The organism is Streptomyces sp. NPDC021020 (assembly GCF_044333285.1).
Taxonomy (GTDB): Bacteria; Actinomycetota; Actinomycetes; order Streptomycetales; family Streptomycetaceae; genus Actinacidiphila.
This window is the reverse complement of record NZ_JBIRQQ010000006.1, coordinates 35,976-50,361: the sequence shown is the minus strand read 5'-3', so window position 1 is coordinate 50,361 and position 14,386 is coordinate 35,976. Positions and strand designations below refer to the sequence as shown.

11 protein-coding genes are annotated in these 14,386 nt (G+C 75.6%); 3 read left to right on the top strand and 8 right to left on the bottom strand.

The features are described from left to right. Positions 1-31 precede the first annotated feature (31 nt). The 8 genes from ACH4SL_RS18765 to ACH4SL_RS18730 form a co-directional block, all read right to left on the bottom strand. Positions 32-4,138, bottom strand: coding sequence for a molybdopterin-dependent oxidoreductase (locus ACH4SL_RS18765; RefSeq protein ID WP_398446796.1), 4,107 nt, complete (start codon positions 4,136-4,138; stop codon positions 32-34). Positions 4,139-4,325: 187 nt separating this feature from the next. Continuing rightward, positions 4,326-4,961, bottom strand: coding sequence for a DJ-1/PfpI family protein (locus ACH4SL_RS18760; RefSeq protein ID WP_398446794.1), 636 nt, complete (start codon positions 4,959-4,961; stop codon positions 4,326-4,328). 4 nt (positions 4,962-4,965) lie between these two features. Then, the gene (locus ACH4SL_RS18755) at positions 4,966-5,982 is read right to left on the bottom strand and encodes a GlxA family transcriptional regulator (protein WP_398446791.1); all 1,017 of its coding nucleotides are present in this window, start codon (positions 5,980-5,982) and stop codon (positions 4,966-4,968) included. A gap of 163 nt (positions 5,983-6,145) precedes the next feature. Further along, on the bottom strand, positions 6,146-6,553 hold the full coding sequence (locus ACH4SL_RS18750) for a rodlin (RefSeq protein ID WP_398446789.1): 408 nt from the start codon (positions 6,551-6,553) through the stop codon (positions 6,146-6,148). Between the two features lie 193 nt (positions 6,554-6,746). After that, positions 6,747-7,133: a hypothetical protein gene (locus tag ACH4SL_RS18745; RefSeq protein ID WP_398446787.1), complete on the bottom strand. Its 387-nt coding sequence runs from the start codon at positions 7,131-7,133 to the stop codon at positions 6,747-6,749. Positions 7,134-7,320: 187 nt separating this feature from the next. Then, positions 7,321-7,947, bottom strand: coding sequence for a chaplin (locus ACH4SL_RS18740; protein ID WP_398446785.1), 627 nt, complete (start codon positions 7,945-7,947; stop codon positions 7,321-7,323). 137 nt (positions 7,948-8,084) lie between these two features. After that, positions 8,085-8,273: a chaplin gene (locus ACH4SL_RS18735; RefSeq protein WP_398447777.1), complete on the bottom strand. Its 189-nt coding sequence runs from the start codon at positions 8,271-8,273 to the stop codon at positions 8,085-8,087. A gap of 340 nt (positions 8,274-8,613) precedes the next feature. Beyond that, positions 8,614-9,024, bottom strand: coding sequence for a rodlin (locus ACH4SL_RS18730; protein ID WP_398446782.1), 411 nt, complete (start codon positions 9,022-9,024; stop codon positions 8,614-8,616). A gap of 485 nt (positions 9,025-9,509) precedes the next feature. Between ACH4SL_RS18730 and ACH4SL_RS18725 the strand changes: the two genes are divergently transcribed. From ACH4SL_RS18725 to ACH4SL_RS18715, 3 genes are all read left to right on the top strand, one after another. Beyond that, positions 9,510-10,769: a glycosyltransferase gene (locus tag ACH4SL_RS18725; RefSeq protein ID WP_398446780.1), complete on the top strand. Its 1,260-nt coding sequence runs from the start codon at positions 9,510-9,512 to the stop codon at positions 10,767-10,769. Between the two features lie 626 nt (positions 10,770-11,395). Continuing rightward, entirely contained in the window at positions 11,396-12,796 is a 1,401-nt protein-coding gene (locus ACH4SL_RS18720; RefSeq protein ID WP_398446778.1) for a sugar transferase, read from the top strand. A gap of 188 nt (positions 12,797-12,984) precedes the next feature. After that, a complete protein-coding gene (locus tag ACH4SL_RS18715) occupies positions 12,985-14,340 on the top strand; it encodes an O-antigen ligase family protein (protein ID WP_398446776.1) in 1,356 nt (451 codons plus the stop codon). Positions 14,341-14,386: the final 46 nt, after the last annotated feature.

Genomic DNA, 14,386 nt, shown 5'->3' with positions numbered 1-14,386 from the left:
CGCGGCAATGTACCGGCCCTTCCGCCGTGCGTCAGTACACGTCGCGGACGTAGCGCTTCTCGGCGGCGAGCTGCTTGAGGTAGGCGGTGGCCGCCTCCGGCCGCATCCCGCCGTGGGTGGTGGCGACGTCGTGCAGGGCGCGGTCGACGTCCTTCGCCATACGGGCGGCGTCCCCGCACACGTACAGGTGCGCGCCGTCCTGGAGCCAGGACCACAGCAGGGGCCCGTTCTCGCGCATCCGGTCCTGGACGTACACCTTCGCGCGCTGGTCGCGGGAGAAGGCGGTGTCGAGCCGGGTGAGGGTGCCGTCGGCCCGGAAGGCGGCGAGGTCGTCCGCGTAGTAGAAGTCGGTGGCGCGGTGCTGCTCGCCGAAGAAGAGCCAGTTGGGCGCGCGGTGGCCGCGGGCGCGGCGCTCGTCGAGGAAGCCCAGGAAGGGCGCGACGCCGGTGCCGGGGCCGACCATGACCATGGGGGTGCCGGGGTCCGCGGGCGGCCGGAAGTGCGGGGCGCGGCGGACCTGCACGGGCACGGTGGTGCCGGGCTCGGCGTCGGCGAGGAAGGGCGAGCAGACGCCGCCGCGGGGCCGGCCGCCGGGGCTCTCGTACCGGACGACGGAGACGGTCAGCGCGATGGCGTACGGGTCGGTGAGCGGGCTGGAGGATATCGAATACTGCCGCGGCTGGAGCTTCTTGAGCACCGCCGCCCACTCGGCGGCCTCGGCGCGCACCGCGTACTCCGCGACGACGTCGACCGCCTGCCGGCCCCACGACCACGCGGCCAGCTCGTCCTTGTTGTCGGGCCGCAGCAGCTTGCGCAGCAACCGGCCGTGGGTGTGGTCGCCGTCGCGCTCGGCGAGGAAGCGCAGCAGGTCGGGGGTGATGCGGGTGATGTCGAAGTGGTGCCGCAGGGCCTCGCCCAGGCTGACGTCGCCCGTGCCGGGAAGGGTGACGGCGGTGTCCGCGGCCAGGCCGGTCGCGTCGAGCCACTCGGCGACGAGGGAGGGCGCGTTGACCGGCGTGACGCTGAGCGCGTCGCCCGCCTCGTACGGCAGCGGGACGGGGCTGTCGCGGGTGTCGAGGACGAAGCGGCGCACCTCCTTGGCGGCGCCCGGCAGGCTGAGCAGCCGGTTGCCGGTCAGCCGGGCGGTGCCGGACGCGGGGCGGCGCTGCCCGGCCGGTGCGGGCGCGGGTTCTGCCGTGGCAGCGGGGGCCGGGGCGGTCTGCGGGCCGGACAGGGCGGTGAGGACCTGGTCGAGCCAGGCGAGGGCGGACGGCTCGTAGTCCGGCTCGCAGTCGGCGCGGGGTGCCAGGCGGACGCCGCCCAGCTCGCCGAGGCGCTCGTCGAGGCGGCGGCCGTGGCCGCAGAAGTCGGCGTAGGAGGAGTCGCCGAGGGCGAGCACGGCGTAGCGGCGGCCGTCGAGCCGCGGGGTGTCGGGGGCGGTGAGGGCGTCCCAGAAGCCCGTGCCGTTGTCGGGGGCCTCGCCGTCGCCGAAGGTGCTGGTGATGAGCAGCAGGTCGGCGGCGACCGGGAGCGCGGCGGGGGAGGCGTCGGCCATTCCCAGGAGGGTGGCGCGGTGCCCGGTCCCGGCCAGCCGCTCCGCGGCCGCGGCGGCGAATTCCTCCGCATTGCCGGTCTGCGAGGCCCACAGGATGACGACGTCCCGCCCGGCGGGCGCGGGGGCGGCGGCGGGCGCGGAGGTGTCCGGGAGCCGCGAGTACATCCCGGCGAGCGCCCCGTTGACCCACTGCGCGTGCTCGGGCGTGAAGGGCGCGTCCGGCGGCAGCACGGGCACCCCGGCGGGCCCCGACCCCAGCCCGGCGAGGAAGCCCGCGAGGTAGCGCCGTTCGGGCCCGTCGAGCACGGGCGGCGCCAGGTCCTGCACGCCGAAGACGCCCGCGGCCGCGTACGCGGCCTCCCCGGGCCCGGCGCTCCCCGCGCCCGCCTCAGGCGCAGGAGGGCGCGCTACGGGCCCCTGGAGGGCCTGCGCGGGTGCCTCCGGGGCGGGCGCGGCCGCCACGCGGGTCAGCGACACCGCGCAGACCTTCAGCTCGGGCTGGAAGGACACCGGGTCGACCGCGTCGCTCGTCACCGCGTTGACGCTGAGGTATTCGCCGAAGAGGTCGTTCCAGTGGAAGGGCGCGAAGCAGCAGCCCGGCAGGACGCGGTCGGTGAGCACCGCGGGCAGCACGGCCCGCCCGCGCCGGGAGGCGACCTCGACCGTGTCGCCCTCGGCGATGCCCAGCTCGGCGGCGTCGCGCGGGTGCAGCTCCACGAAGGGCCCCGGGTTGAGGCGGTTGAGCTTGGGCACCTTGCCGGTCTTGGTGAGGGTGTGCCACTGGTGCTGCAGGCGCCCGGTGTTGAGCACGTACGGGAAGTCGTCGTCCGGCATCTCCGCGGGCGGCACGTGCGGGCGGGGGTGGAAGACGGCGCGGCCGCTGGGGGTGGGGAAGCGCAGGCCGCCGTCCTGCTCGACGTAGCGGATCGGGTTGCGGTCCGGGCCGTCCGCGGTCGGCGCGGGCCACTGCACGGGGGTGCCGCGCAGCCGCTCGTACGTCACGCCGCGCAGGTCGTAGCCGGTGAGCGGGTTGTGGGCGCGGCGGATCTCGTCGAAGACCTCCTCGGCGTCCGCGTAGTCGAAGGCGTCCCCGTAGCCCATGGCCCTGGCCACACCGGCGATGATCCGCCAGTCCGGCATGGCCTCGCCGGGCGGGTCGACGGCCTTGCGGGCGAGCGTCAGGTTGCGCTCGCTGTTGATCAGGACGCCGTCGGACTCCGTCCACAGCGCGCCCGGCAGGACGACGTCGGCGTACGCGTTGGTCTCGGTGTCGGCGAAGGCGTCCTGCGTGACGACGAACTCCGCGGCCTCCAGGCCCTCGATGACGGTGCGGCGGTTCGCCACCGAGGCGACGGGGTTGGTGCAGATGATCCAGCAGGCCCTGATCTCGCCGTCCGCCATCCGCTGGAACATCTCCACGGTGCCGCGCCCGACGCCGTCGGCCCGGACCGTGCCCGCGGGCAGGCCCCACAGCTCCTCCGCGAAGGCGCGGTCCTCGGCGACCAGCACCGAGCGCTGCCCCGGCAGGCCCGGGCCCATGTAGCCCATCTCGCGGCCGCCCATGGCGTTGGGCTGGCCGGTCAGCGAGAACGGGCCGCTGCCGGGGCGGCAGATCGCGCCCGTCGCGAGATGCAGGTTGATCAGCGCGTTGGTGTTCCATGTGCCGTGCGTGGACTGGTTCAGGCCCATCGTCCAGCAGCTCACCCAGTTGGCCGCGCCACCGATCAGCTCCGCGGCGCGGCGGATGTCCTCCTCCGCGAGGCCGGTCGTCGCTGCGACCGACGCCGGGTCGTAGTCGGCGAGGAAGCCGGGCATCGCCTCCCAGCCCTCGGTCCAGCGCTCGATGAAATCCGGGTCGGTGGCGCCCTCGGCGTGCAGCAGCTGCAGCAGGCCGTTGAGCAGCGCGAGGTCCGTGCCGGGGCGCAGCTGGAGGAAGAGGTCCGCCTTCGCGGCGGTCGCGGTGCGCCGCGGGTCCACGACGATGAGCTTCGCGCCCTGCTTGACCCGGTCCATCAGCCGCAGGAAGAGGATGGGGTGGCAGTCGGCCATGTTCGCGCCGATGACGAGGAAGACGTCGGCGCTGTCCAGGTCCTGGTACGAGCCGGGCGGGCCGTCGGCGCCCAGCGACAGCTTGTAGCCGCTGCCCGCGCTCGCCATGCACAGGCGCGAGTTGGACTCGATCTGGTTGGTGCGGACGAAGCCCTTGGCGAGCTTGTTCGCCAGGTACTGCGCCTCCAGGCTGAGCTGGCCCGACACGTACATTGCCACGGCGTCCGGACCGTGCTCGTCGACGATCGCGCGCAGTCGGCGGCCGGTCTCCGCGATCGCCTGCGCGGTGGGCGAGGGCGCGGCCTCCGCGCCGCGCTCGGCCCTTGTCAGAGCGGTCGTCAGACGGCCTGGGGCCGCGAGCATGTCCGCGGTCGTCGCGCCCTTCGTGCACAGGCGGCCGTGGTTCGCCGGGTGCGAGGCGTCGCCGCGGGCCCGCAGGACGGTACGGCGGCCGTCGGGCCCCGCCCCCACGTCCAGGAGCAGGCCGCAGCCGACGCCGCAGTACGAGCACGCTGTGCGCACCGTCGTGGTCACCTGCGGGTCCTCCCACCCGCGGCCGCCGCGGCCGCGCCCGCGTCAGGCTAGGCGGTGCCGATTTCGAGCGGATCACTCCGTGGGCCGCCCGGGGTTACGCCCTCCTTACACCTCGGGGGGCGAGGCGGTGAGGCCCTGCGTATTGCCGCGGCGTGGCAATACGCAGGGCCGTTGCGGTCGCGCGCGGTCAGAGGGCCGGGACGCGGAGCTGGGAGGCGCGGAGGGTTTCGACGAGGGAGGCGGGGGCAGTAGCCACCGAACCCGTGCCGTACGGGGGTTCGGGGGCGTACTCGACGACGAGCTGGATCGCCTCGGCGACCGCGTCGCCGGCGATGCGCCCGGCGAGGGTGAGGGCGAGGTCGATGCCCGCGGAGACGCCCGCCGCCGTCGCGTACTTGCCGTCGAGGACGACCCGGTCGGTGCTGGGCACGGCACCGAGCAGCGGCAGGTGCTCCAGGGCGAGCCAGTGGGAGGCCGCCCGCCTGCCCGTGAGCAGCCCGGCGCCGGCCAGCAGCAGCGAGCCCGAGCACACGGACGTGGTCCAGGCCGTCCCGGGGTCGACGGCCCGCAGCCAGTCCAGGAGCGCGGGGACGCCGAGCGCCGCCTGCGTACCGGGGCCGCCCGGCACGAGTACCAGGTCGGGCGCGGTGACCTCGGCGAGCGGCCGCTCCGCGGTCACGGACAGGCCCATGTCCGTGCGTACGGGCCCGGCCTCGACGGCGGTGAAGACGACCTCGGCCCCGGGTATGCGGGACAGGACCTCGTACGGCCCGACGACGTCGAGCGCGGTGAAGTCCTCGTAGAGCAGGGCGGCGATCTGCACGGTTTCAGCTCCTGACGCTGTGGAAGCGCCGGCGGTATTCGGCCGGCGGGAGGGCGAGGGTGCGGAGGAAGGCGCGGCGCATGGCCTCGGGGGTGCCGTAGCCCGCGGCGCGGGCGACCTCGGCGATCCCGTCGGCGGTGTCCTCCAGCAGCCGCCTGGCCGCTTCGAGGCGCACCCGGTCGACGTAACTGCCGGGCGTGACGCCGACCTCCGCGCGGAAGGCGCGGGCGAACTGCCGGGGCGAGAGCGAGGCGCGGGCGGCGAGCGCCTCGACGGACAGGTCCGCCTCCGGGTGCTCGGTGATCCAGCGCTGGACCTCCCGCAGCGGCTGCCGCTCGGCGAGCTGCGCGGCCAGCTGGGTACTGAACTGCGCCTGCCCGCCGGGCCTGCGCAGGAAGACGACCAGGCCGCGGGCGACCGCCAGGGCCGCGTCGCGTCCGAGGTCGTCCTCGACGAGCGCGAGCGCCAGGTCGATCCCGGCGGTGACGCCCGCGGACGTGGCGTATTTCCCGTCCCGTACGAAGATCGGCTCGGCGTCCACCTCGGTGCCGGGAAAGCGGCGGGCGAGCGTGCCGCAGTAAGCCCAGTGCGTGGTGGCCCGGCGGCCGTCCAGCAGCCCCGCCTCGGCGAGCAGGAACGCGCCCGTGCACACCGACACCACGCGCTCGGCGTCCGGCGCGAGCGCCGCGACACGGGCGACGGTCTCCGGGTCCGGCCGGTGGGTGCCGGACCCGCCGGGCACCAGCAGGGTGCCGGGCGGCGCGGCGGTGCGCAGGTCCTCGTCGGGCAGCAGCCGCAGCCCGGCGCTGGTGCGTACCGGCCCGCCGCCCAGGGCCGCGGTCCGCACCCGGTAGGCCGCGCGGCGGGCCGCCGGATCCGCCGTGGAGGACGCGTACCCGGCGGCGGCGAAGACCTCGACCGGTCCGGTCACGTCGAGGCTCTGCACACCGTCGAAGAGCACCACGAGCACGTCGTGGGCGGGGCGTCGGCCCGCGGCGGCGGGCGTTCCGTGGCTGGTCACGCCCCTCAGCGTGGCAGCGGGCCGCGGAGGGCGGCAATGACGGATTTCCCACCTTTCCTGCCATGCGCTCGCGAGCCGGGGCGTGCGGACATGCGGAGGGCCGCCGGCGAACGAAAGTCGCCGGCGGCCCTCCGGTGCACCGCGCGGGGGCGGTGCGGACGTGTCAGCCGTTCGCGGTGCCGTTGCCGGACAGGACCGGGATGTCGTCGACGATGTGCGACAGCGGCTCGTCGCCCTGGGCCTGCGTCGAGTTCTCGGCGCACTGCTGGTTCTGCGGCGAGGTCAGGACGTTGACGTCCTGGACGGTGACCGGGATCAGGCCGATCAGCGAGCCGACGTTGGCCTTGACCGGGACGCCGAGGCACGGCTTGTTGACGCTGCCCTGGACCAGGCCGATCTGCGGGCTCTGGGTGCCGCTGGTGACGGTGTTGCCGTAGTTCTGCTCGGCGCCGTTGCCGTTGACCGTGGTGGTGCCCTGGTCGTCACCGAGCGCCATGGCCGGGGCGGCGGTCACGCCGACGGCGGCGACGGAAGCGGCGAGGGCGGCTCCGGCGAGCATCTTCTTGATCATTGTGTGTCCCTTTGCGGTGCTCGGTGGCACGGTTCTTGGAAGGTCTGAGCGGTCTGGTCAACCGCTCAGGGAGGTTTTGGTTCCGGCGATTCACTCCGACGGTGGAGCGGGCCGTCGCTGTCCTGACGGCCGGTCGGCCGATCGGCGTACGGCTCGGCCCTCGGACCGGCGGAGCGCCGGGCCGACCGCCGGGTCAGCCGACGAGGCCGCCCATCGGCAGTCCGCCGATCAGCGCGGCGCCCGGTACGGCGTCGGCCACCAGCCCGGACGCGGCGAGGCCCTGGGCGGCGCCCGTGGCGTCCCCGACCAGGACGACCGCCGGGGTCCGGCCCTGCAGGGCGGCGCCCGCGTCGTCGACGGTGCGCATGGCGGAGTCGAGGTTCGCGCTGTCGGCGGCCTTCTGCAGCGGCTGCTCGGCGAGCGCCTGGTCCACGCCGCCGTTGATGCTGGTGGGCATCGTGCTCATGGTGCTGGCGTCGACGGGGTTGGCGGAGTCCGTGGTGGAGGCGAACGCGGGGGCTCCCACACCGACCGCCATCACGGAACCGGCCACGACCGCTGCGACCTTCGAGAACTTCACTTGCCACCCTTTCGGTAGCGCGGGATGTCTGTCGTCACGCACAACGACTACGGAGCGCGACGGAAACTGTGTGCCGCGCCGCCGCCCGACAATCACCCGATAGAGCGCGGTGTTGCCGTCGCGCGTTCGCGTGTTCGCGCGGTAAGGAGCGCAGGAACGCGGTTCGGGGGCGGGCGGCGGGCGTTGCTCAGGAGTACGTGCGCCGGATGCGCGCGGCCCGGGCGGAGCGCCGGTAGATCAGCGTGCCGCCCACCAGCAGAAGGGCGCTGGCGCCGGCCGCGGCCCCCATCGCACCGCCCGAGGCGCCCGTCTCCGCGAGCTGGGTGTGCACCTCGGGCGCCGGGGCCTGCGGCGTGGCGGCGGGCGCCGGGGGCGCCACGTGCGGGGCGGGCGTGCCGTTCGCGCAGGAGTTGCCGAACGAGGGGTTCAGCAGCCCGACGACGTCCACGGAATTCCCGCACACGTTCAACGGCACGTGGACCGGGACGCTCACGTTGTTCCCGGACAGCACGCCCGGCGAGCCCTCGGCGTTGCCCTGCGCGGTCGCCCCGCCGCCACCGGCAGCGGCGGTGTTCGCGGCGGCGGCGATGGCCGCGGCGTCCGTCTCCGTCGAGCTCCCGGCGGAGGGGGTTGCCGCGGAGGACGCGGAGGCCGCGCCGCGGTCCTGCTGCGACAGGTCCTCGGCGGAGTGGCCGGGCGCGTTCTGCCCGCCCTCCGCCGCGGGGGCAGCGTGCGCGTAACCTCCCGTCACCGTGAGGATGCTGCTTGCCGCAGCAACGGTGAGCAGACCCCGGTTCAGAATCTGTCGTCGCATGGACTATCTCCGCTCGTGCAAAGGGTGGTGCAGATGACGGACCGCCCCGGAGTGCTCTGCACACTTGGCCCGGGGCGGCTCCTGGCCGGCCGACGCGTGACGCCCGGCCGTCGGTGTCGATCGGTGTACGGCCGTCGTCAGCCGTTGTTCTCGCAGACGTTGCCGAAGGCCGGGTTCAGCAGGCCGATGACGTCGATGGTGTTGCCGCACACGTTCACCGGGACGTGGACCGGGACCTGGACCAGGTTGCCGGACACGACACCGGGGGAGTTGGCGGCGCCGCCGAGCGCGCCGGAGCTGGCGAAAGCCGGGGTGGCGACGCCCATGGCGACGACGGTGCCCGCGGCGAAGGCCGCTGCCTTGGTGAGCTTCTTCACGTTTCTACTCCTCTAATTTTCCGGCGCTGCGGATGGAGCGCCGCCACGGATTTCGTGCCGGCCGGTCCCGGATGACGGGCCCGTGCGCACCGCGCCGATCGGTAAACGAGCATTGGTGCCGTCAGGTGACTCCTCCTGCTTCTCCTGGTGCCGTCAACCACTCGAATGGAGGGTGGATTTGACATGCGGGGAGAAACGCAGAAGGGAGGGGACGGCTCCGGCCGCCGGTTCCGCACCGGCGGCCGGAGCCGCGCGAGGGGTCCCTGGCGGGCCTTCCGGGCGGCTGACCTCAGCCGTTGCCCTGGCCGTTGCCGGCCAGGACCGGGATGTTGTCCAGGATGTGCGAGAGCGGCTCGTCACCCTGCGACTGGGTGGAGTTCTCGACGCACTGCTGGTTCTGCGGCGAGGTCAGGACGTTGAGGTCCTGGACGGTGACCGGGATGACGCCGATCAGCGAGCCGGCGTTGGCCTTCAGCGGCAGGCCGACGCAGGGCTTGTTGAGCGAGCCCTGGACCAGCGCGAAGGACGGGCTCATGTAGCCGCTGGTGTAGGTGTTGCCGTAGTTCTGCTCGGCGCCGTTGCCGTTGACGGTGGTGGTGCCGCTGTCGTTGCCGAGAGCCATCGCCGGGGCGGCGACCGCGGCCGAGATGCCCGCGACGGAGGCGGCCACGGCAGCCGTGGCGAGGAACTTCTTGATCACGGTGGATCCTTTGCGAACTGGAGTGGTGCCCCGGAAGGCGGGTCGCTCTGACCAACCCCGCGGATCGCGATTAGTAATGACGTTTCACTCGAATGGATAGCGGCGGGCGCGGCGGGCAGGCGTCACCAGGTGCGGGGGTGAATGCCCGGAGTGTCGTGTTGACGTGACGTCAATGCGGTGCCCGGCGCATCCCGGGCGGGCGCGCGCCGGGATTCGGGTGCGGGCGGTGTGATGGTCGTAAGAAGCCGCAATAATGCCCTCGTTCGCGCGGCTTGCGTGATTTTCGACGCGCTGTCTGCGACCGTGCATTTCTGTTTCCGGGCTTACCAGGTCTTTCCGGGTTCTGGTTTCCGGTTTCCGGTTTCCGGGGACGGCAAGACCGCCTCGGTATTCGTTGGGAGCACGGAGGAGCACGCGGGCCACGCAGCGGCCCGCGGAGCCGAGTGGCGGGGTTTGACGGGCTCGTAGAGGGAGAACGGCGCGCGATGCCGCAACATCTGGACGGACTCGCCGGTCTGACGGTGCTGCACATGGCCCAGCCCGTCGAGGGCGGGGTGGCCCGCGTCGTCGTGGACCTGGTCCGCGCGCAGGTACGGGAAGGGGCCCTCGTCGTCGTCGGATGCCCGGCCGGGGAGGGGCCCGTCCATTGCCGGTTTCCGGCGTCCGGACCGTTCGGGGCCGCACCTGCCGCGGACCTCCCGGCCGCGCCCCTCGGGCCCGACACGCTCGCCGCCGCGGCGGCGAGCGCGGGCGCGCGGGTCCTGCGCTGGGACGCCCGGCGGGCGCCCGGCCCCCGGCTGGCCCGCGAGGTCGCGGCGGCGGCCCGTGCGGTGCGGGAGGCGCGGCCCGACCTGGTGCACCTGCACAGTGCCAAGGCCGGGCTGGCCGGCCGGCTCGCCCTGCGCGGCGCCCTGCCCACCGTCTTCCAGCCGCACGCGTGGTCCTTCGACGCGGTCGGCGGCCCCACCGCCCGTGCGGCGCGCGCCTGGGAGCGGTACGCCGCGCGCTGGGCGGACCGGGTGCTGTGCGTCAGCGACGCCGAACGCCGCGCGGGCCTCGCCGCGGGCGTACGGGCCCGCTGGGCGGTCGTGCGCAACGGCGTCGACCTCGCCCGCTTCACCCCCGCCGCCGACCCCGCGGCCGTCCGGGCCGCGCTGCCCGCCCTGTCGGACACCGGGCCCGGCACACCGCTCGTGGTGTGCGTCGGGCGGCTCTGCCCGCAGAAGGGCCAGGACGTGCTGCTGCGGGCGTGGCCCGCGGTCGCCGCGGCAATGCCCGAGGCGCGGCTCGTCCTGGTCGGCGACGGGCCCGACCGGCCGCGGCTGCTCGCGGGCGCGGGGCCGGGGGTCCTGCTCGCGGGCGCCGCCCGCGACACCGTGCCGTGGTACCAGGCCGCGGACGTGGTGGTGCTGCCCTCCCGCTGGGAGGGCATGGCGCTGGCCCCGCTGGAGGCGATGGCCTGCGGGCGTCCCGTGGTCACCACCGACGTCAGCGGCGCCCGCGAGGCCCTGCATCCGCGGGACGTCGGCGACTGCGTCGTCCCGGTCGGCGACCCGGCCGCGCTGGCGGCGGCGCTGCTGCGGCTGCTCGCGAACCGGCCGTTGCGCACGGCCGCGTCGCTGCGGGCCCTCGCGCACGCCCGCGCGCACCACGACGCGGCCCGTACCGCGGCGGACGTCGCGGCGCTCTACCAGGACGTGCTCCAACTCCCCCACTCCGCCCGCCAGCGGCGGCTGCCGCGGTGACCCCCGGCTCCGTCCCCGCCCCCGACCCCGTCCCCGTTCCACCGGCCGAGCCGGCCGCCCCCGGCGAGGGCGGCGCGGTCCCCGCGGCACGCCTGCGCACCCCCGCGGACGCCGAGCCCGGCGGGACGGCTGCGGCCCGCTCCCGTCCCGACTCCGAGGCGACGGATCGGCCGCGAGAAGGCGGCCCGGAGGCGGAGGGCGGCCCGGGGGCTGCGGGCGCGGTCGCCGAGGTGCCTGGGGCGGTGGCGGAGCCGCAGCCTGGCGACCGCCGGTCCGGGCTGCTGGCCGCAGGCGTGCTGGCCGGGGCGGCGGCGGAGCCGGGACCTGACGACCGCTGGGCCGGGCTTGTGCACGGGGCGGTGGTGGACCCGGGAGCGGAGGGGTCGGTGCGGGGGGCGCGGGTCGGGGCGGTGCCGGCTGCTGAGGTGTCCGGGGTGCCTGGGGCGGTGGCGGAGCCGCAGCGTGGCGATCGCCGGTCCGGGTTGCTGGCCGCAGGCGTGGTGGCCGGGGCGGTGGCGGAGCCGGGGGCGGAGGGTTCGGCGCGGGGGACGCGGGTTGGGGCGGTGTCGGCCGCTGGGGTGTCCGGGGTGCCCGGGGTGGCGGGGGATCCGGGGCCGGAGGCTTCTGTGCGGGGGGCGCGGGAGCGGGTCGGGGTGGTGCTGGCCGTCGCGGACTGTGCCGGGGCCCTCGCGGGCGTGCTGGCCGTCGTGCCGTCGCGGGTGGCGCCGGCCTGCGGGATCGTCGCCGGGTGCCTGCTGGTGGCGCAGCAGCGGGCCGGGCTCTACCGGCCGGCCTTCGCGCCCGGGGCCTTCGCGGAACTGCCCGGCCTCGTCGGCCGTGCGGTGCTGGCCTGGGGGTTGTTCGCCGCCGTCGCCCTGCCGGGAGCGCCCGGTTGGGCGGCGCTGCTGGCGGCCGTCGGCGTGACCGTCGCCGTCGCGGGTGCGCTGCGGGCAGCGGTGTACGGCGCGCGGCGCCTCGCGGCCCGCAGGAGGCCCCGCTCGACGCTGGTCGTCGCGGCGGACGCGGCTTCGGCGGGGCGTATTGCCGCGGTTCTGCACGCGCGGCCCGAGTACGGGATGCGCCCGGTGGGCCTTGCCGCGCCCGTGCCGGTGCGTCCCGCGCCGCCCGAGCCCGAGCCGCCCGCGGCCGTACCCGTGCAGCAGGCACCCCATCTGCCGCCGCCCGTGCTGCCGGTGCTGCCGTCACCGGGCGAGGTGACGCGGGCGGTGGTGCAGAACGCCGTGCGGCACGCCGTCGTGACCGGGCCCGCGGCGCCCGACGCCCGCACCATCGCCACGGTGCGGCTGCTGGCCGCGCAAGGGTGCGTGCTGTGGCGGGTCGAGGGTACGGACGCCGCCCTTCCGCACGGGCGCGGGCGGTCCGCCCGCGGGCATCTGTGGGGCTACGCCTGCCACCGGCTCGACCCGTACCCGCCGGTCGCCGCCCGTTTCGCACGGGGCGCCAAGCGGGCGCTGGACGCGGCCGTCGCAGCCGCCGCGCTGCTGTGCCTGGCGCCGCTCTTCGGCGCGTGCGCGCTGGCCGTACGGCTCGCGGACGGGCCCGGCGTGATCTTCCGGCAGGAGCGGATCGGGCTGCACGGGCGGCCCTTCACCCTGCTCAAATTCCGCACCCTGCGCCCCGCCGACGAGCGCGAGTCGGCGACCCTGTGGAGCGTCGCCGGCGACCGGCGCATGAGCCGGGCGGGCCGGCTGCTGCGCCGGACCTCCCTGGACGAGCTGCCCCAGCTCTGGAACGTCCTGCGCGGCGACATGAGCCTCGTCGGGCCGCGTCCGGAACGCCCGCACTATGTGGCGCAGTTCAGCCGGACCCTGCCGGGATACGCCGACCGGCACCGGATGCCCGCGGGTATCACCGGGCTCGCGCAGGTGCACGGGCTGCGCGGCGACACCTCCATCGCCGACCGGGCGCGTCTCGACAACCACTACATCGACAGCTGGACGCTCTGGCAGGACGTGTCGATCCTGCTGCGCACCGCCGTCACGGTGTTCCGCCACACGGGGAGCTGACGTGCCGTGAACGTGACGATCCTCCGCCGCTCCGGCCGTCCCGCCGGGCCCGGGCTCGGCGTATTGCGCAGCCGTGGGTATTGCGCCGCCGCGTCCGCAGCGCTTCCCGGGCCGGGGCCCGCGTTCGGGCTCGCGCCCGGGCTTGTGCTCGCGTTCGGGCTCGCGTTCGTGGCGGGAGGTGAGCTGCCGTGACGCTCGCCGCCGTCGTCGGCCTGCCCTCCGCCCGGGGGCGGGTGGTGCCCCTGCTGCGGCGTTACGCGCCGCTCGCGCCCGTACTGGCCACCGTGCTGCTGCTGGCCCTGCCGGTGGCCGCGGGGGACGTGAGCGCGTCCGGGAAGGTCACGCCGGCGGACGCCGCCTCCGCCGTGCTCGTCGTGACCGCCGCGGTGCGGTGCCTGCGGGAGCGGGCGCGGCCGCTGACGGCCGCCTCCGCGGCCGTGCTGGGGGCTCCGGTGGCGGGATTCGCCGTCGCGGCCGTGACGTCGCTCGACCCGGGCGCGGGGGCCACCGGATTCCTGCGCTACGTGCAGGTCTTCGTGGCGGTGCCCGCGGCCGTGGTGGTGCTGCTGCGCGACCGGCGGGACTTCGACGTCGTCGCCGGCGCGATCGTGCTGCTGGCCCTCGCGCAGGGCGCGGTCGGCACGTGGCAGTACGCCACGGCAACCGGCGCCTCGTACATGGGCCGGGACATCCGCGCGGTCGGCACGTTCGGGCCCTCCGACATCATGGGGATGGCCACGGTCGTCGCATACGGCCTCGTCATCGCCCTCGGCTACGCCCTTGCCACGCCGTCGCCCGGTGCCCCGCGGTGGCTGCGGCCCGCGGCAATGTGCTGCGCGGCGCTCCTCGTCGTCCCCCTCGCGGTGTCCTTCAGCCGCGGTACGTGGATCGCCACGGCGCTCGCCTGCGCCGTGATGGTCCCGCTCGCCGGGCGGCGGCAGGTGCTGCGCGCCCTCGCCGTGCTCGTGGCCGGCGCGGCGGCGGGGGTCGTCCTGGTCGGCGGCTTCGGCGCCGGGTCGCAGGTGATCGGCGCGCGGGTCGCCAGCATCACGGAGGTCACCGCGGCGCCCGACTCCTCCGTCAGCGACCGCTACACCCTCTGGTCCGCCGCGCTCGGCATGTGGCGCGAGCACCCCCTCACCGGCGTCGGCCTCAAGCGCTTCCCCGCCGAGCGCGACGGGCACGCGGCCCTCGGCCTCTCGTCGGCGAGCGACACCGGCGGCGCGGGGCAGGGCTTCGCGCGCGAACCCCTGCTCTCCCCGCACAACATGTACCTGCTCGTCCTGAGCGAGCAGGGCCTGCTCGGCTGCACGCTGCTGGCCGGCGGCTGGGCGGCGCTGCTGGTCCTCGGCCTGCGCAGGCTGCGCGCCGCCCCCGCCACTGCCCGCGGCGCCGGGCTCGGCGCGGTGGGCCTGCTGCTGTGGCAGTGCACGGACTTCGGCTACGCCGACATCGGCGGCCCCTCCACCGCCGCGACGGCACTCCTGCTGGGCCTCGCGGCTTGGTGGGCCCTGCACGCGTCCCCCGCCGGGAGCGAACGGTGAATGCCCCGCTGCGCCCCTCCACCGCCGCGCACGCCCTCGCCGCCGC